Origin of the sequence: Klebsiella sp. 10982, from assembly GCF_048589245.1 — a bacterium.
Taxonomy (GTDB): domain Bacteria; phylum Pseudomonadota; class Gammaproteobacteria; order Enterobacterales; family Enterobacteriaceae; genus Klebsiella; species Klebsiella quasivariicola.
This window is the reverse complement of sequence record NZ_JBMAXV010000007.1, coordinates 105,031-123,463: the sequence shown is the minus strand read 5'-3', so window position 1 is coordinate 123,463 and position 18,433 is coordinate 105,031. Positions and strand designations below refer to the sequence as shown.

Annotated in this window: 16 protein-coding genes; 8 read left to right on the top strand and 8 right to left on the bottom strand. The window is 59.6% G+C overall.

The window, feature by feature from the left end; all coding sequences use genetic code 11:
* Positions 1–96 precede the first annotated feature (96 nt).
* A complete protein-coding gene (locus tag ACKLKD_RS08770; protein WP_025710574.1) occupies positions 97–873 on the bottom strand; it encodes a siderophore-interacting protein in 777 nt (258 codons plus the stop codon).
* 239 nt (positions 874–1,112) lie between these two features.
* Here ACKLKD_RS08770 and ACKLKD_RS08765 point away from each other — a divergent pair, with 239 nt between their 5' ends.
* Entirely contained in the window at positions 1,113–1,667 is a 555-nt protein-coding gene (locus tag ACKLKD_RS08765) for a PadR family transcriptional regulator (protein WP_023298241.1), read from the top strand.
* 257 nt (positions 1,668–1,924) lie between these two features.
* On the top strand, positions 1,925–3,304 hold the full coding sequence (gene ygjG / locus ACKLKD_RS08760) for a putrescine aminotransferase (protein ID WP_025710575.1): 1,380 nt from the start codon (positions 1,925–1,927) through the stop codon (positions 3,302–3,304).
* 52 nt (positions 3,305–3,356) lie between these two features.
* Here ygjG and lsrG read toward each other — a convergent pair whose 3' ends face one another.
* The 6 genes from lsrG to lsrA are packed head-to-tail and all read right to left on the bottom strand — an operon-like array spanning position 3,357 to position 9,069.
* Positions 3,357–3,653 (bottom strand): (4S)-4-hydroxy-5-phosphonooxypentane-2,3-dione isomerase, encoded by a 297-nt coding sequence (gene lsrG / locus ACKLKD_RS08755; RefSeq protein ID WP_025710576.1) that lies wholly within the window; start codon positions 3,651–3,653, stop codon positions 3,357–3,359.
* Positions 3,650–4,537, bottom strand: a complete 888-nt coding sequence (gene lsrF, locus ACKLKD_RS08750; protein ID WP_032733837.1) for a 3-hydroxy-5-phosphonooxypentane-2,4-dione thiolase — start codon at positions 4,535–4,537, stop codon at positions 3,650–3,652. Before lsrF ends, lsrG begins: the two co-directional genes overlap by 4 nt.
* 11 nt (positions 4,538–4,548) lie before the next feature.
* Positions 4,549–5,550: an autoinducer 2 ABC transporter substrate-binding protein LsrB gene (gene lsrB / locus ACKLKD_RS08745; protein ID WP_025710578.1), complete on the bottom strand. Its 1,002-nt coding sequence runs from the start codon at positions 5,548–5,550 to the stop codon at positions 4,549–4,551.
* Between the two features lies 1 nt (position 5,551).
* Entirely contained in the window at positions 5,552–6,550 is a 999-nt protein-coding gene (lsrD, locus tag ACKLKD_RS08740; RefSeq protein ID WP_080897345.1) for an autoinducer 2 ABC transporter permease LsrD, read from the bottom strand.
* A complete protein-coding gene (gene lsrC / locus ACKLKD_RS08735) occupies positions 6,551–7,585 on the bottom strand; it encodes an autoinducer 2 ABC transporter permease LsrC (protein WP_004185768.1) in 1,035 nt (344 codons plus the stop codon).
* Positions 7,582–9,069, bottom strand: a complete 1,488-nt coding sequence (lsrA, locus tag ACKLKD_RS08730) for an autoinducer 2 ABC transporter ATP-binding protein LsrA (protein ID WP_087805867.1) — start codon at positions 9,067–9,069, stop codon at positions 7,582–7,584. Before lsrA ends, lsrC begins: the two co-directional genes overlap by 4 nt.
* Before the next feature lie 218 nt (positions 9,070–9,287).
* Between lsrA and lsrR the strand changes: the two genes are divergently transcribed.
* The 3 genes from lsrR to ACKLKD_RS08715 all read left to right on the top strand — a co-directional run bounded on the left by lsrR (position 9,288) and on the right by ACKLKD_RS08715 (position 14,271).
* Entirely contained in the window at positions 9,288–10,259 is a 972-nt protein-coding gene (lsrR, locus tag ACKLKD_RS08725) for a transcriptional regulator LsrR (RefSeq protein ID WP_087805857.1), read from the top strand.
* Between the two features lie 37 nt (positions 10,260–10,296).
* On the top strand, positions 10,297–11,895 hold the full coding sequence (gene lsrK, locus ACKLKD_RS08720) for an autoinducer-2 kinase (protein WP_087805855.1): 1,599 nt from the start codon (positions 10,297–10,299) through the stop codon (positions 11,893–11,895).
* A gap of 354 nt (positions 11,896–12,249) precedes the next feature.
* Entirely contained in the window at positions 12,250–14,271 is a 2,022-nt protein-coding gene (locus ACKLKD_RS08715) for an NADPH-dependent 2,4-dienoyl-CoA reductase (protein WP_087805853.1), read from the top strand.
* Positions 14,272–14,403: 132 nt separating this feature from the next.
* Here the strand turns inward: ACKLKD_RS08715 and rlmG are convergent, their stop codons facing one another.
* Positions 14,404–15,534, bottom strand: coding sequence for a 23S rRNA (guanine(1835)-N(2))-methyltransferase RlmG (gene rlmG / locus ACKLKD_RS08710; protein ID WP_080897341.1), 1,131 nt, complete (start codon positions 15,532–15,534; stop codon positions 14,404–14,406).
* Between the two features lie 70 nt (positions 15,535–15,604).
* On the opposite strand from rlmG, the gene ACKLKD_RS08705 reads away from it, so the two are divergent.
* The 3 genes from ACKLKD_RS08705 to ACKLKD_RS08695 all read left to right on the top strand — a co-directional run bounded on the left by ACKLKD_RS08705 (position 15,605) and on the right by ACKLKD_RS08695 (position 18,411).
* A complete protein-coding gene (locus tag ACKLKD_RS08705; protein WP_016161861.1) occupies positions 15,605–16,105 on the top strand; it encodes a M48 family metallopeptidase in 501 nt (166 codons plus the stop codon).
* 73 nt (positions 16,106–16,178) lie between these two features.
* A complete protein-coding gene (locus ACKLKD_RS08700; protein ID WP_025710585.1) occupies positions 16,179–17,168 on the top strand; it encodes a Gfo/Idh/MocA family protein in 990 nt (329 codons plus the stop codon).
* Positions 17,169–17,439: 271 nt separating this feature from the next.
* Positions 17,440–18,411: a TerC family protein gene (locus ACKLKD_RS08695; RefSeq protein ID WP_025710586.1), complete on the top strand. Its 972-nt coding sequence runs from the start codon at positions 17,440–17,442 to the stop codon at positions 18,409–18,411.
* Positions 18,412–18,433 lie beyond the last annotated feature (22 nt).

Sequence of the window (18,433 nt, the reverse complement as noted above, 5' to 3'; positions counted from 1 at the left end):
CCCCGGTGGCGCTGTGCTTACCGGGGCTACAAATCGGCGCCAACCGTAGCCCGGATAAGGCGCAAGCCGCTATCCGGGTTTTACCACGATGGCTTTTTACTTGCTGTGCCAGTATGCCTGGGAACGCACCAGCTGCTGATCGATACTCTCGTCTTCAAAGCGTTCCAGTAGCGATTTCACCACCGCGCCTTCGCCGGTCAGCCAGATGAAATAATCCTCCGCCGGCACCTTCACCTGCGCCAGACGCTCGGCGACGAACGCCGGGTTGTGGCCTACCACCCACTCGATGTTAAAGCCGTCGAGATCCGCCAGATAATCTTTATACGACGCATCGGCGATAGTAACGATGGCCGTCACTTGCGGCCTCGCCGGCAGCTGGCGTAATCCCAGCAGACGACGGCGCAGCGCCGGCATGCCGGACTCATCGCAAACATACAGCTGCCAGGCATAATCTTCCGGCACCACCAGCGAGCCGCGCGGGCCGCCGATAACCAGCTTATCGCCCACTTTTGCTTCCAGCGCCCAACGGCTGGCGATACCGCCATCGTGGATATAGAAATCGTAAGCCAGCTCGTGTCGTTCGGCATCGTACAGCGGCGTATAGTCGCGGGTGGCAGGCCGCACACCTTCCCCCCAGTCAATCCCCTCCTCGGTTACCTGCGGCGGAGTAAATGCCGCACCCGGCTCGGGGAAAAAAAGCTTGGTATGGTCGTCAAAGCCGTGAGAAGCGAAGCCTTCCAGCGCCTCGCCTCCCAGCACGATACGCTGGAACGCCGCGCCTGCGCGCTCCACGCGCAGCACCGTCAGCTCACGGAAACGCAGCTCATTGCGGACACGCTGCGGGTACTTGCCTGCTTTGGTTTTTGTCATCATCGATTGCCTTCGTGAACGGTAAATAGATATATCTAAACTTGATGCAAATGATAATGATTGCCAACTAAAAAGAATGCAAGTCTTTTTTTGATATAGTAAAAGTAAATCGCACTAAAATTCCAGATACTTAAATAATTACTTATAAATCAACATAATAAAAAATAAATACCCCATACCATTGCTAAGATTAAAATTTTAGATATAAATTAGATATATCAAAAAAAACACAGGAGTTAGCGATGCGACATCATCATGAAGACGGGCGTGGGCCACGGGGGCGCCACGGTGATCCCAGCGAACACGGCGACCATGGCCGCCGCGGCGGCGGACGTCGCCAGCGTTTCTTTGGCCATGGCGAACTGCGGCTGATCATTCTGGATATCCTCAGCCGCAACGCCAGCCATGGCTATGAGCTGATCAAAGAGATCGAAACCCTCACCCAGGGGAACTACAGCCCCAGCCCGGGGGTGATCTACCCGACGCTGGATCTGCTCCAGGACCAGGGCCTTATCAGCGTGGAAGACGACAACGGACGCAAAAAAATCGTTATCAGCGAGGAAGGAAAACAGCTGCACGCCGAGAACCAGGAGCACCTGGCCCATATCCAGGAGCGTCTGCAGGCGCGGATGGTCGGCTGCGAGCTGCGCCGGGATCCGCAGATGAAGCGCGCGCTGGAAAACTTCAAAGCGGTCCTCGACCTGAAAGTGAACCAGCAGGCCAGCAGTGCCGCCCAGCTCAAGCAGATCATCGGCATTATCGACCGGGCGGCGATGGAGATCTCTCAGCTCGACTAAGCCTCTTTTTTCACCACCGGCTGCCCCGTGCCAGGGCAGCCCGCACCACGGCGGATCGCCCCGCTCACCGCAGCAAGGCAGAAAATCTCGTCGGCTCAGGAATAAAACGTGCCAATAGTGGCGCAATGAGATTAAATTTTACACATTTCGTCTTTTACCTTGCATTTATCCCGATTTTCACCGCTTCTGCCGAACTGGCGTAATCCCTGCAATACTTAATCCAGTATCGTGTGATACGTCCGCCCCAGGAGCACATTTTGAACAGGTTACCTTCCAGCGCATCGGCTCTGGCCTGCAGCGCACACGCACTGAATCTCATTGAAAAGCGCACGCTTGATCATGAGGAAATGAAAGCACTTAACCAGGAGGTCAGGGAATACTTTAAAGAGCATGTGAATCCGGGGTTTTTAGAGTATCGAAAATCGGTTACAGCCGGCGGGGATTACGGAGCCGTAGAGTGGCAAGCGGGAGGGTTAAATACGCTTGTCGACACCCAGGGACAGGAATTTATCGACTGCCTTGGTGGGTTTGGCATCTTCAATGTAGGGCACCGTAATCCAGTTGTGGTATCCGCCGTCGAGAATCAACTCGCGAAACAACCGCTTCACAGTCAGGAACTGCTGGATCCGCTACGCGCGATGCTGGCGAAAACCCTGGCAGCCTTAACGCCCGGCAAACTAAAGTACAGTTTCTTTTGCAATAGCGGTACCGAATCGGTAGAGGCGGCCATCAAGCTGGCGAAAGCCTATCAGTCGCCGCGCGGTAAATTTACCTTCATTGCCACCAGCGGCGCCTTCCACGGTAAATCGCTGGGCGCGCTGTCGGCCACCGCCAAGTCGACCTTCCGCAAACCCTTTATGCCGCTGCTGCCGGGCTTCCGCCACGTGCCGTTCGGCGATATCAACGCCATGCGCACCATGCTGAGCGAGTGCAAGAAAACCGGCGACGACGTCGCGGCGGTGATCCTCGAGCCGATTCAGGGTGAAGGGGGCGTGATCCTCCCGCCAACGGGGTATTTGCCGGCGGTGCGTAAGCTGTGCGACGAGTTTGGCGCATTGCTGATCCTCGACGAAGTGCAGACCGGCATGGGCCGCACCGGCAAGATGTTCGCCTGCGAGCATGAGAACGTTCAGCCCGATATTCTGTGTCTGGCGAAAGCGCTCGGCGGCGGTGTGATGCCGATCGGCGCGACGGTGGCGACAGAAGAGGTCTTCTCGGTGCTGTTCGATAACCCGTTCCTGCACACCACCACCTTCGGCGGCAACCCGTTGGCCTGTGCGGCGGCGCTGGCGACGATCAACGTGCTGTTGACGCAAAACCTGCCGGCGCAGGCGGCGCAGAAAGGCGATATGCTGCTGGACGGGTTCCGCCTGCTGGCGCAGGAGTATCCTGACCTGGTGAATGAAGTGCGCGGGAAAGGCATGCTGATGGCCATTGAGTTTGTCGATAACGAGATTGGCTACGACTTTGCCAGCGAGATGTTCAGACAGCGGGTGCTGGTCGCCGGGACGTTAAACAACGCCAAGACGATCCGCATTGAACCGCCGCTGACGCTCACCCTTGAGCAGTGCGAACAGGTACTGAAGGCGGCGCGCAAGGCGCTGGCGGCCCTGCGCGTTTCGGTTGAAGAGACATAATAAAGTGCTCTTCACCCTCTCCCTCAGAGAGGGAGAGGGTGAAGGAAAACCCTCACACCTGCGGTAACAGGCCGATAAAGCTGCGTTTCTGCCGCGGCTGCGACATCATCTCCTCCAGCTTTTCGACGCAGGCTAAATAGTGCGGCGTCTTCTTATGCGCCTGCACCGCCTCATCGTCTTTATAGGCTTCGTAGATAAAAAAGCGGGTTTTCACTTCTGGATCCTGCAGGACATCGAAGCGCAGGTTGCCCGGTTCCCGCAGCGCGCCTTCGTGGTTGGCGCGAAACACCTCGAGAAACTCATCCACCCGCTCGGGTTTAATATTGATCTCCACCAGCGTTACGTTCATTTCAGCTCTCCCTGTTTTTCTTCCTGCCAGAACTGATACGCTTCGCGCGCGTTCAGATTCTCATGCACCACCTTTTTCACCGCCTTCAGCATCGCGCGCGGGGCGCTGGACTGGAAGATATTGCGCCCCATATCCACCCCGGACGCCCCCTGGTCGATCGCCCGCCAGCACATCTCCAGCGCCTCATGCTCCGGCAGTTTTTTACCGCCGGCGATGACGATCGGCACCGGACAGCTGGCGGTCACTTTTTCAAAGCCTTCCTCAACGAAATAGGTCTTCACAAACTGCGCCCCCATTTCGGCGGCAATCCGGCTGGCCAGCGAGAAGTAGCGCGCATCGCGGGCCATCTCTTTGCCGACGCCGGTAACCGCCAGGACCGGCATACCGTAGCGATTGCCGGCATCCACCAGTTTGATGATGTTATTGATCGACTGATGTTCGTATTCGCTGCCGATATAGACCTGCGCCGCCACCGCGCAAACGTTGAGACGCAGCGCGTCTTCCATCGCTACCGCCACGCATTCGTTGGAGAGTTCGCTCAAAATCGAATTACCGCCGGAGGCGCGCAGCACTACCGGCTTATTGGTGGCCGCCGGTACCTGGCTGCGCAGTACGCCGCGGGTGCACATCAGCACATCGGTGTCGGCAAACAGTGGCGCAATCGACAGGTCGATACGCTCAAGCCCGGTCGTTGGCCCCTGGAAGTAACCATGATCGAAGGCCAGCATCACCGTGCGGTTGCTGTGCGGATTAAAGATGCGCGCCAGCCGCGACTGCATGCCCCAGTCCAGCGAGCCGCAGCCTTTCAGGGTATACAGCGTGTTCTGCTGCGGGCGGTCGATACCGAAGTCCTTACCCTCTTTGATGTCGTCTAAATCAGCCATCTCATCCTCCGTCAGAAGTCGTAGTTGTTGATATTCTCTTTGCTGAACACCACGCGCTCCGGCAGCAGCACGATACCGTTACCCTTCGCTTCATACTGGTAGCCCTGCACGCTATTCGGTTCGACCTTCAGCGAGCCGATATCTTTCACCTCAACGCTATCACCTACGTTAAGATCGCCCTTTTTCAGCAATCTATCGGCGACGTTAACCGCAATTTTGCCCTGCTGAACCACATCCCACAGGCCGAACGCTTTCACCGTGCCGCGCTCAACGTACGGGCGCATCACGTTCGGCGTACTAAAGCCGACGATCGCCACGCCCTGACGCTTGAGGTTCTCCGCCGCCTGCGCCGCCGCCGGCAGCGCATTGGCATCCGGCGCGATAATGGCGTCGAGATCCGGATACGCTTTTAAGATCCCCTCGGCGGTTTGCAGCGATTTGGTGGCATCGTTATAGCCAAACTGGGTGGTGACGATTTGCCACTGCGGATGCTCTTTTTCGATTTTGGCTTTGGCTTCCTTCACCCACTGGTTCTGGTCGGTCACCGTCGGGCTGGAGTAAAAAAACGCCACTTTGGCGGCAGGTTTGCTGACCTGCTTTTCCGCCATCTCCACCAGCAGGCCGCCGAGCTGCTGCGGCGTGCCCTGGTTGATATAGATGCTGCGGCACTCCGGTTTGGTATCGGAATCCCAGGTCAGGACTTTCACCCCGCGCTGCATCGCCCGCTTCAGCGCCGGGCACAGGCCGTCCGGCGAGACGGCGGAGACGATAATCGCGTTGTAGCCCTGGTTGACGAAGTTGTTGATAAGCTGCACCTGGCCGGAGACGCTGGGCTCGGTGGGGCCGTCATAGGTGACATCCACGCCCAGCGCTTTCCCCGCCTCTTTCGCGCCGTTGCCGCCGCTGGTAAAGAAGCCGACGCCAACCAGCTTAGGAATAAAGGCGATGCGGTCCGCCGCCTGCGCGGTAACCACGCTCATCGTCAGCGCCAGCACGATCAGTTTTAATTTCATTTTATGCTCCGATTGTTTTATGCGAGAAAAGACGCCGCCAGGTTGCGCGCACCCATTCACGGTGCAGGCTCAGCGAACGCCCCATCACCACCACAACCAACAGCGCCCCTGACAGCGCGCTCGACACCTGGTTGGGGATGCCGACCATCTGTAAACCCTGTTGCAGATACCCCACCAGCAACGCCGCCAGCGCGGTACCCAGTATCGATCCCGAGCCGCCGTAAATATTGGCCCCGCCGAGCACCGCCGCGGTCAGCGCCGGCATCAGAAGGTCGCGGCCTAAATCCGAACGCGCCGAGCCGAAATAGGAGACCATCACCAGCGCCGCGACCGCCGAGGCGACGCCAACCAGGCCATACAGCACGTACGGGATGCCGTTCACCGACAGCGCGGCATAGCGCGCGGCGCGCGGGTTTTGCCCGAGTAAAAAGAGGTGGCGGCCAAAGCGCCCGCGATGGGTCAGCAGCCAGAAGAAAAAGTTGATAATCGCGAACAGCACCAGCGGCAGCGGCAGTCCGGCGAGGGTTAAATTGGCGAAGGCGGTGAAGCTATCGGGAAAACCGCCAATCCCCTCGTAACCGGTCGCGCCGGCCATCCCGGAAAGCAGCAGCGCGCCGCCGCCGTACAGATACAGCGTACCAAGCGTGATCACCAGCGGGCTGATGCCGGTGTAGTGGATCAGCGCGGCGTTGAATAACCCGCACAGCAGTCCCAAGAGCAACGTCAGCGATACCGCGAGCCACAGCGGCCAGCCCGCCTGGGTCATCACCCCGAGGGCGATGGCGCACAGGCCGATGGTCGAGCCCAGCGAAATATCGATACCGCCGCTGATGATCACCAGCGTCAGCGGCAGCGCGACGATGCCGATGCAGATAAAGTCGCTGGTGCTAAAGAGCAGCATATTGAGATCCAGCATGCGCGGATTCAGCGTGCCGAACAGCAGGATCTCCACGATCAGCAACGCCAGCAGCGCACTTTCCCAGTTAAGCTTCAGCTTCATTTAAGCCACCTCTTTGCTTTTGCGTTCGGGAAAGCGGGCAACCTGTTTCCCCCCTTTGTTACCGGGCTGGAAACGGCTGTACTTTAGCGCCCGCTGATGGCGGGCCAGCGCCTGGCGCAGGCGGCCATCGAGCACCAGCACACCGAGCAGCACCAGACCGGCGATAAAGTCATTCCACCAGGCGGGAAGGCGGAACAGCACCAGTACGGTGTCAATTTGGGTGAGGAAAAAGGCGCCGAGAAACGCGCCAAGCAGCGTGCCGGTACCGCCAAGCAGCGAGATCCCGCCCAGTACGCAGGCGGCGATGGCTTTCATCTCCAGGCCGCTGCCGGTCTGATTAGGCACAAAACCAATCTGCGCGGCGAAGACGATCCCGGCGCAGGCCGCCAGCATACCGTTGAGGGTAAAGGCCAGCATCCGCGTGCGGTTGACCGCCACGCCCAGCTGGCGCGCGGCGGCGAGGTTATCGCCAACGGCGTAAAAATCACGACCAAAGGCGGTGCGCGACAGCAGCCAGCCGCCCGCCAGCAGCAGCGCCAGCACCAGCCAGCCCAGCGGCGACACGCCGAGAAACGCAGGCTCCGAGAGCGATTTCAGGCTGTCGGGCAAGCCCTCGATCCATTTCCCGCCGGTCCACAGCAGCATCACCCCGCGATACAACCCCAGCGTACCGAGCGTCGCGACAATCGCCGGAATGCGCAGTCCCACGACCAGCAGGCCGTTAAAAGCTCCGGCCAGCGCGCCAATCGCCAGCGCGAAGGCGATAGCCGTCGCCAGCCCGTAACCGTTGTTCAGCGCCACGCCGACGGCGATGGCGCACAGCCCAACGGTCGAGCCTACCGACACATCAATATTGCGGGTCAGCATCACCAGCGTCGCGCCCAATGCCAGCAGGCAGAGGATCTGCGAGCTGGCGAAAATCATCGCCAGGGTCTGCAGGCTGAAATAGGCTGGATTGAGCGCCACCAGCACGACAAATAGCGCCACGATGGCAAAGAAGGCGCTCAGTTCGCGATTCTTCAGTAACGTTTTCATGCCTGCCCTCCGAAGGCCAGGGTCATCATGCGATCGACGGTCACCGCCTGCCGCTCCAGTTCGCCGCTGTAGCGGCCCTGATGCATCACCAGCACCCGGTCGGCAAGGCCGACGAACTCATCCAGATCGCTGGAGATCATCAGCACCGCCACGTTTTGCGCGGCAACGCTTTTTAGCAATTGATAGATATCGGCGCGGGCGGAGACATCCACGCCGCGCGTCGGCTCATCGACAATCAGCAGCAACGGATTGGCTTCCAGACAGCGCGCCAGCAGTACCTTCTGCTGGTTACCGCCAGAGAGAGTCCGCACCGGCTGATCGCCATCGGCCAGCTTGATCCCCAGCGCACGGTGATAGCGCTCAACCACCGCCGCCTCCCGTTTCCCCTGCTGCCACCACGACGGCTGATTGAACATCACCGTGTTCCAGCGCACCGGCGCATCGAGAAACAGCCCCGAGACCTGACGATCTTCCGGGAGATAGACCAACCCGCTGGCCAGCCTGGCGCGGGTGCTGTCGCGGCTGATCTCGCGATTCTCCAGCCAGATCCGCCCGGCGCGCGGCGGACGCAGGCCGTATAAGGTTTCGGCAAATTCGGTGCGCCCGGATCCCACCAGCCCGGCCAGACCGACGATCTCACCGGCGCGGATCTCCAGATTGAGATCGATAAAGCCTTCGCCGGTGAGATCTTCCACCCGCAGCACGGGAAAATCCTGTGGTTGCGTACGGCGGTTGCCCGGCAGCGACAGCCACAGCTTTTGCGTGTCGCTCAGCGTATGGTCGCGGCTGGCCGGCGTCATAGCGCTAATCAGTTGCTCATCGCGGTAAGTTGCGGTCTCGCCGCTCAGCACTACCGCCCCGTCGCGCATCACCGACACATGGCTGGCAAGCTGGCGGATTTCGGGCAATTTATGTGAGATAAAGACGATCCCAACGTCCAGCGCCTGTAACGCGCGGATCTGGCTAAACAGTCTCTCGGTTTCACCCGGCGTTAAAGAGGCGGTGGGTTCATCCAGGATCAGGATCCTGGCCTCGCGCATCAGCCCGCGCAGGATCTCGACCATCTGTTGATCGGCTACCTCGAGCGTGCTGGCGCTGGCGTCGAGGTTGATCTGGCAGTTCAGCTGCTGCAGTTTGTCCTGCAACCGCGCGACGGTATCCGCCCGCTTCGGCAGGCGGAAGAGAATGTTCTCGCGCACGCTGAGGTTGGGAAACAGCATCGGCTCCTGCGGCACCAGATAGATGCCTAACTGATGCGCTAGCGCCGGATTGAGACGCGCAAACGCGCGGTCGCCGAGCGTCAGTTCACCGCTGTCCGGCGTTTCAACGCCAGCGATGATCTTCATCAGCGTTGATTTACCCGCGCCGTTGCCGCCCATCAGCGCATGCACCTGGCCCGCGCCTAGCGTGAAATCGATGCCCTTCAGCACCGCAACGCCGGAGAACTGTTTGCAAATCTGACGAGCTTCAAACAGTGGCTTCATCATCACGCCTCAATTGAACAAATGATTTTTAAATTTAATAATGTTCAAAAGCGTAGACGGTGAACTATATTTACAACCGTGCGAAGATCACACTTTGGTGCTTTAGATAGTCAGGAATAAATGCGCCAGCGATGAAAGATCCGTTTTGCCAGTCGGCTCACACTTTCCGACCGCGCAATAGCGAACATATGATCTAAATTTTTATAAGAGTTCAATTTATGAGCGAAAAACGCATTACGGAAGAGAACCGCTACGCCGGGCTGGCGTTAGCCGAGGAAGAGCTGGTGGCGCGGGTGGCGTGGTGTTACTACCACGACGGCCTGACGCAAAATGACATCGGCGAGCGTTTGGGGCTGCCACGGCTGAAGATTTCCCGCCTGCTGGAGAAAGGCCGCCAGTCCGGAGTGATCCGCGTGCAGATCAACTCGCGCTATGAGGGCTGTCTGGCGCTGGAAAGCGAACTCCAGCAGCGTTTTGGCCTCAAGCTTGCCCGCGTGCTGCCGGCGCTCAATACCCCGCCGATGAATACCCGGCTGGGGATCGGCGCGGCGCAGTCGCTGATGGGCATTCTGCAACCGGGTCAACTACTGGCGGTCGGGTTCGGCGAAGCCACCATGAGCTGCCTGCAGCATCTCAGCGGATTTATTGGCTCGCAGCAGGTGCGGCTGGTGACCCTCTCCGGCGGCGTCGGCCCTTATATGACCGGCATCGGCCAGCTTGATGCCGCCTGCAACGTCAGCATTATTCCGGCGCCGCTGCGGGTCTCTTCGGCGGAGGTCGCCGAGATCCTGCGCCGCGAGTCGAGCGTGCGCGACGTGATGCTGGCGGCGATGGCGGCGGACGCGGCGGTGGTTGGCATTGGCGCCATCGATCAGCGGCGCGACGCCACCATTTTACGCTCCGGCTATATCAGCGAGGGCGAACAGCTGATGTACGGGCGCAAAGGCGCGGTCGGCGACATTTTAGGTTATTTCCTGCAGGCCGACGGCCGGCCGGTAGAAGGGCTGGAGATCCATCGGGAACTGCTCGGCGTAACCCTGGATGAGCTGGCGCAGCTGCCAACCATCGTCGGCGTCGCCGGGGGAGAAGAAAAAGCGCAGGCGATTTATGCCGCTCTGACTGGCAAGCGCATTAATGGCCTGGTAACGGAAGAGACAACAGCACGCGCGGTACTCGCGCTGGCCTCCTGACGGCCAGGCGCCGCGCGACAACAGCGAGGCGCATGTCATGAGTTACCTGTTAGCGTTAGATGCCGGGACCGGCAGCATTCGGGCGGTCATTTTCGATCTTAATGGCCGCCAGCTGGCGGTAGGCCAGGCCGAATGGAAACACCTGAGCGTTGATAACGTCCCCGGCTCGATGGAGTTCGACCTTACTACCAACTGGCAGCTGGCCTGCCAGTGCATTCGCCAGGCGCTCGACGCCGCCCGACTCTCTGCCGCCGATATTCAGTCCGTCGCCTGCTGTTCGATGCGCGAAGGGATCGTCCTCTATGACCGCGACGGCGAGGCCATCTGGGCCTGCGCCAACGTCGATGCCCGCGCCAGCCGCGAAGTGGCGGAGCTTAAGGAGATCCACGACTATCGGTTTGAATCCGAGGTGTACGAGGTCTCGGGACAAACCCTGGCGCTAAGCGCCATGCCGCGCCTGCTGTGGCTGGCGCACCACCGCCCCGATATCTACCGCAAAGCGGCAACCATCACCATGATCAGCGACTGGCTGGCGGCGAAGCTTTCCGGCGAGCTGGCGGTCGACCCGTCAAACGCCGGCACCACCGGCATGCTCGATCTGTTCAGCCGCGACTGGCGTCCGGCGCTGCTGGATATGGCCGGACTGCGCGCCGATATGCTGTCGCCGGTCAAAGAGACCGGTACCCTGCTGGGCGCCGTCACCGAAGCGGCGGCGCAGCAGAGCGGCCTGCGCGCCGGGACACCGGTGGTGATGGGCGGCGGCGACGTCCAGCTCGGCTGCCTGGGCCTTGGGGTGGTGCGTGCCGGGCAAACCGCAGTACTCGGCGGCACCTTCTGGCAGCAGGTGGTCAACCTGCCGCAGGTGCGTACCGATCCGCAGATGAATATTCGCGTTAATCCTCATGTCATTCCCGGCATGGTGCAGGCGGAATCGATCAGCTTCTTTACCGGCCTGACCATGCGCTGGTTTCGCGACGCCTTCTGCGCTGAAGAAAAACTGATTGCCGAGCGGCTCGGCGTTGATGCCTATTCACTACTGGAAGAGATGGCCAGCCGCGTGCCAGCCGGTTCCCACGGCGTGATGCCTATTTTTTCCGACGCTATGCACTTTAAGCAGTGGTACCACGCCGCGCCGTCGTTTATTAACCTCTCCATCGATCCGGAGAAGTGCAACAAAGCGACCCTGTTCCGCGCGCTGGAGGAGAACGCGGCGATTGTCTCCGCCTGCAACCTGGCGCAGATTTCGCAGTTCTCCGGCGTGACATTCGAGAGCCTGGTGTTTGCCGGCGGCGGCTCTAAAGGCGCGCTGTGGAGCCAAATCCTCAGCGACGTCACCGGCCTGCCGGTGCGGGTGCCGGTGGTCCGCGAAGCCACCGCTCTGGGCTGCGCCATCGCCGCCGGAACCGGCGCCGGACTGTATGGCGATATGGCCAGTACAGGAGAACGGTTAGTGAGCTGGCATCGCGAGTTCACTCCTAATCCACAGCATCGCGAGCTGTATCAGGAGATGATGAGCAAGTGGCAGACGGTGTACGCCGATCAGCTTGGCCTTGTCGATAGCGGCCTGACAACATCGATGTGGCAGGCGCCGGGTCTGGAGCGCCGCCAGCGCGTTGCGTCTTCCCCCTCACCCTAACCCTCTCCCGGTGGGAGAGGGAACCGTTCGGCACTCGCGTTGAATATCGGTGCCGATCCGCCTTTCTCTTTGCCCTTTGAGCGGGAACCGTTCGGCGCAGGCCTTGAATACCAGTGCCGATCCGCCTTTCTCCCTCGCCCTTTGGAGAGGGAACCGTCCGGCGCTGGCCTTGCATACCGGTGCCGGTCCGCCTTTCCCCCTCTCCCTTTGGGAGAGGGTCGGGGTGAGGGACAACGTGTTCCGTTCTTTGAATCCCATCACAATCACCGCACTCCCCTTTTCCCTTTTTCTCCGCGACGGCTAAATTAGTAACTCATCCGACCACATAACAATAATTTTACATTGGAAGCCACTATGAGCCGCTATCCGTCGCTTTTCGCCCCGCTTGAGCTGGGCTTCACAACGCTCAAAAACCGCGTGTTGATGGGCTCAATGCACACCGGGCTGGAAGAGCTGCCGGACGGCGCGCAGCGGCTGGCGGCCTTTTACGCCGAGCGCGCCCGCCACGGCGTGGCGCTAATTGTCACCGGCGGCATCGCCCCGGCGCCCTCTGGCGTCACCATGGCCGGCGGCGCGGTACTCAATGATGCCAGCCATCTGGCGCACCATCGCCATATTACCGACGCGGTACACCAGGAAGGCGGCAAAATCGCCCTGCAGATCCTGCATACCGGGCGCTATAGCTATCAGCCCGCGCTGGTTGCCCCCTCGGCGCTACAGGCGCCGATTAACCGTTTTACGCCCCATGAACTGAGCCACGATGAGATCCTGACGCTGATCGATGATTTTGCCCACTGCACCCAGCTGGCGCGCGAAGCGGGCTATGACGGCGTCGAAGTGATGGGCTCTGAGGGCTATCTGATTAACGAATTTCTCGCCGCGCGCACCAACCAGCGCGACGACCAATGGGGCGGCGATTATGCCAGGCGCATGCGTTTCGCCATTGAAGTGGTTAAGGCGGTGCGCCAGCGCGCCGGCCACGATTTCATTATCATCTACCGTCTGTCGATGCTCGATCTGGTCAACGGCGGCAGCACGCTGGCGGAGGTCACCGAACTGGCCCAAGCCATCGAAGCGGCAGGGGCGACAATCATTAATACCGGCATCGGCTGGCACGAAGCGCGCATTCCGACCATCGCCACGCCGGTACCGCGCGGGGCGTTCAGCTGGGTCACCCGCAAGCTGAAAGGCGCAGTGTCGATCCCGCTGATTACCACCAACCGCATCAACGATCCGCAGGTCGCTGAGGATATTCTCGCCCGCGGCGATGCCGATATGGTATCGATGGCCCGCCCGTTCCTCGCCGACGCCGAATTTATGTCGAAAGCGCAGAACGATCGTGCCGATCAGATCAACACCTGCATCGGTTGCAACCAGGCGTGTCTCGATCGGATCTTCGTCGGCAAAGTCACCTCCTGTCTGGTCAACCCGCGCGCCTGTCATGAAACCCTGATGCCGGTCCAGCCTGCCAACGCGCCTAAACGGCTGGCGGTGGTCGGCGCCGGGCCTGCCGGCCTGGCTTTCGCCGTTAACGCCGCCGCCCGTGGCCATCAGGTCACGCTGTTCGATGCGCTCCCGGAGATCGGCGGCCAGTTTAATATCGCCAAACAGATCCCCGGCAAAGAGGAGTTTCACGAGACGCTGCGTTACTACCGCACCATGCTCGATCTTCATGGTGTCGATCTGCGCCTGAACACCCGCGTCACGCCAGACGATCTGCTGGCGTTCGATGAGACGATCCTCGCCACCGGTATCGCCCCGCGCCTGCCGGCGATCGCCGGGATCGATCATCCTAAGGTGCTGAGCTACCTGGATGTCTTGCGCGACAAAGCGCCGGTTGGCGCGAAGGTGGCGATTATCGGCTGCGGCGGCATCGGCTTCGACACCGCGATGTATTTAAGCCAGTCGGGCGCGGCCACCAGCCAGGATATCGGCGAGTTCTGCCGCGAATGGGGTATCGATACCAGCCTGCAAACGGCGGGAGGGCTGAGTCCTGAGGGCCCACAACTGAGTAAAAGCCCGCGACAGATTGTGATGCTGCAGCGTAAAGCCAGCAAACCGGGCGAAGGGCTCGGCAAAACCACCGGTTGGATCCACCGCGCGACGCTGCTGGCGCGCGGCGTGAAAATGATCCCGGCGGTCAGCTATGAAAAGATCGATGATGAAGGGTTACATGTCACTATCGGCGGCGAGCGCCAACTGTTGGCGGTCGATCAGGTGGTGATCTGCGCCGGTCAGGAACCGCGCCGCGAGCTGGCGGATCCGCTGCGCGCGGCGGGGAAAACTGTGCATCTCATCGGCGGTTGCGACGTGGCGGCGGAGCTGGATGCGCGCCGGGCGATTGCCCAGGGCACAAAACTGGCGCTGGCGATTTAGCCGTGTCCCGGGGGCGGCGCGATGCGCCTTCCCCGGGCTACCACGATAATCCCGAAAGGTAGGCCGGCTAAGGCGACAGTTGGTAGCCCGGCTAAGGCGACAGCCGCAAGCCGGGGGAAACAGCGACAAGAATCAGCGCTGCTTACGCACCTTCGTTGCTTTCAAAATGACAAACTTATTGTTCGTCGCAATGGTCGTGCAATTACCAAACGCGCGCTTCAGCTTACGGAAGTAATCGAGGTGGCGGTTGCCGACGACATACAGCTCGCCGCCATATTTCAGGCTGCGGCGGGCATCGTTAAACATCTGCCAGGCAATATGGTCGGTAATGGCGTGCTGCTGATGGAACGGCGGATTACACAGAATCGCCGTAAACCGGTCGGGCTCAATGCCGGAAAGCGAATTGTTGACCATGAATTCACAGCGTGCGATATCGTCCGGCAGGTTGCGCTCGACGTTCAACCGGCTGGAAGCTACCGCCATGTGCGACTCATCGGTAAACATGACCCGCGCATTCGGGTTTTGCGCCAGCGCCTGCAGGCCAATCACCCCGTTGCCGCAGCCGAGATCGGCGATCTCGCCTTCTAAATCAGACGGTAAATGCTGCAGGAAGAAACGCGCGCCGATATCCAGTCCGCTGCGGGCAAAAACGTTGGCGTGGTTATGGATGGTCCATGGCGTGCCGTCCAGCTTCCAGCTGTAGGTTTGCGGCGCATCGGCAAGCTTGGGGGCCGTGAAAACGCAGTGGATCAGACGCGCTTTTTTCCACGCCAGCGAGGTGGTGGTAGTGCCGAGGATTTTTTCAAACAGCGCCAGCGTCGAGTTGTGCACATCACGGGCTTTCGCCGCGGCGATAATGCGGGTTTCCGGCGTGACCACTTCGCGCAGGGCGCGCAGCTGCTGTTCCAGTAGCGCCAGCTGTTTTGGCACCTTAATCAGCACCAGCGCCGGCGCAGCCGGTAGCGGGCTCAGGCTATCCTGAAAGCGCACGCTCTCTTCATCGATACCGTTCATCCGCAGGTTGTGGCGGGTCGCCAGCTCGGAAATAAAGGAGTCGTTGATGCTGACCGGGTTGCGCGCCGCCAGCGCGCAGGAGAGCGCGCCGAAGCCGTCGTTGAAGATGAGCGTCAGGCCGTCGACGTCATTCACCTGTTGCAGCAGATATTCATCCGCCGCTTCCCAAGCCTGAAGCGCTTCTTCTTCAGCGTTAGGTGGGAACCGCTCTAATGTGAATAACTCACCGTTTAACTCTACCTGGCTCATCGCCCCTCCGAAATGCTAAAATTCGCGCGTGTTATCGCTCAATTCTCCGGAGAAGTAAACTTTTTTCACCATGAACACGCTACCTTACCTTCAGGGCTACCCTGAATCGCTGCTGTCGCAGGTCACGGCTTTAATCGAGCAAGACCGCCTCGGCGAGGTGCTGCAAAAGCGTTATCCTCAGGGCCATGACGTTAACAGCGATAAAGCGCTGTATCAGTACACTCAGGATCTGAAGGCCCGCTTTCTGCGCGGAGCGGCGCCGATCAACAAAGTGATGTACGACAGTAAGATCCACGTGCTGAACAATGCGCTCGGCCTGCACACCGCCATTTCCCGCGTTCAGGGCGGCAAGCTGAAAGCCAAAGCGGAAATTCGCGTAGCGACGGTGTTTCGCGACGCGCCGGAAGCGTTTCTGCGTATGATCGTGGTTCATGAACTGGCGCATTTAAAAGAGAAGGATCACAACAAAGCCTTCTATCAGCTGTGCTGTCATATGGAGCCGCAGTACCACCAGCTGGAGTTCGATACCCGTCTGTGGCTGACGCATCTTTCGTTAAATCGTTCTGCGTAGTGACGCACTGGTTTTGTCATGATGGCATGATAGAGTGACGACAGGTTCCCTTTAATGGAGTTCGTCAACGTTTATGATACGTTTCGCAGTTGTTGGCACAAACTGGATCACCAAGCAGTTTGTCGATGCCGCCCATGAAACCGGCAAATATAAACTTACCGCCATCTACTCCCGCAGCCTCGAACAGGCGCAAGCCTTTGCCAATGACTATCCGGTCGAGCATCTGTTTACCTCGCTGGAGGCGCTGGCGCAAAGCGACGCGTTTGATGCTGTGTATATCGCCAGCCCGAACTCCCTGCACTTCCCGCAGACCCGCCTGTTCCTGAGCCATAAAAAGCACGTGATTTGCGAAAAACCGCTGGCGTCGAATCTGCAGGAGGTCGAGGCGGCCATCGCGCTGGCGAAAGCCAATAACGTGGTGCTGTTTGAAGCCTTTAAGACCGCCAGTCTGCCTAATTTCCTGCTGCTGAAGGAAACCCTCAGCAAAGTGGGTAAACTGCGCAAAGCCTTCATCAACTACTGTCAGTACTCCTCGCGCTATCAGCGCTACCTTGACGGCGAAAACCCCAACACCTTTAACCCGGCGTTCTCTAACGGCTCGATTATGGATATCGGCTTCTATTGCCTCGCGTCCGCCGTGGCGCTATGGGGCGAACCGCGGGCCGTTCATGCCACCGCCAGCCTGCTGGACAGCGGCGTGGATGCCCAGGGTACCGTGGTGCTGAGCTATGGCGACTTCGACGTGACGCTGCACCACTCCAAGGTGAGTGACTCGGCGATCCCCAGTGAAATCCAGGGTGAAGATGGGGTGCTGGTGATCGAAAAAATCTCCGAATGCCAGAAGCTGGCGTTTGTGCCGCGCGGCGGCAAAGCCCAGGACCTGACGCAGCCTCAGCACATCAATACTATGTTGTATGAGGCAGAGACCTTTGCGCGCCTGGTGGAGACAGCAGATGTGGATCACCCGAGCCTGGCGGTAAGTCGTATCACCGCCAAACTGTCGAGCGAAATTCGTCGCCAGACCGGAGTGATCTTCCCGGCCGATACGCAGCCGCTGGCGTAAAAGAGTGTAAAGGCCGGACCGGCCGCCATTGACGAAAACCGCCCTGTGACATATTTTGTTACGTGCAAAGGGGAGTAACTTCCTTGCCGGTTGATCGTCATTACGATGCGTGCAATACCGCATCCGGTCGCCGGGCAATAACCAAAGCCCATCGCGATGTACTTTGGTTGTTGTAAGTGAGACCTTGCCGGAAGGCGAGGTCTATGCATAAAAGCGCAGCGGCTGCCGTCTTCCGACGTCAGCCGTTTTGTTTTTATGTAAGGAATATCAAATGAATACTGTCGGCACGCCGTTGCTATGGGGTGGATTCGCTGTCGTCGTCGCGATCATGCTGGCGATCGACCTGTTGCTTCAGGGACGACGCGGTTCGCATAGCATGACTATGAAGCAGGCCGCGGGCTGGTCAATCCTCTGGGTCACACTTTCTCTGCTGTTTAACGCCGCCTTCTGGTGGTATCTGGTACAAACCCAGGGCCGCGCCGTCGCCGATCCGCAGGCCTTAGCCTTCCTCACCGGCTATTTGATTGAGAAAGCGCTGGCGGTCGATAACGTCTTCGTCTGGTTGATGCTGTTCAGCTACTTCGCCGTACCGCCTGCTCTGCAGCGCCGGGTACTGGTGTATGGCGTGCTGGGCGCCATTGTTCTGCGTACCATCATGATCTTCGCCGGCAGCTGGCTGATTTCGCAGTTCGACTGGCTGCTGTACGTCTTCGGCGCCTTCCTGCTGTTTACCGGCGTGAAGATGGCGCTGGCGAAAGAAGATGATTCCGGTATCGGCGATAAACCACTGGTGCGCTGGATCCGCAGCCATCTGCGCATGACGGATAAAATCGAGAGCGAGCGCTTCTTCACCCGTAAAAACGGGGTGCTGTTCGCCACCCCGCTGCTGCTGGTGCTGATTCTGGTGGAACTAAGCGACGTGATTTTCGCCGTCGACAGTATCCCGGCTATCTTCGCGGTCACCACCGATCCGTTTATCGTGCTGACCTCGAACCTGTTCGCCATCCTCGGCCTGCGCGCCATGTACTTCCTGCTGGCGGGGGTCGCTGAGCGCTTCTCGATGCTCAAATACGGTCTGTCGGTGATCCTGGTGTTTATTGGCGTGAAGATGCTGATCGTCGACTTCTACCATATCCCGGTTGCCATCTCGCTGGGCGTGGTGGGCGGCATCCTGGCCGTCACGCTGCTGATTAACGCCTGGGTTAACAAGCAACACGACAAGCAACGCAACCTGCCTGAGTAATCTGCCCAATCCGCCGTCGGCT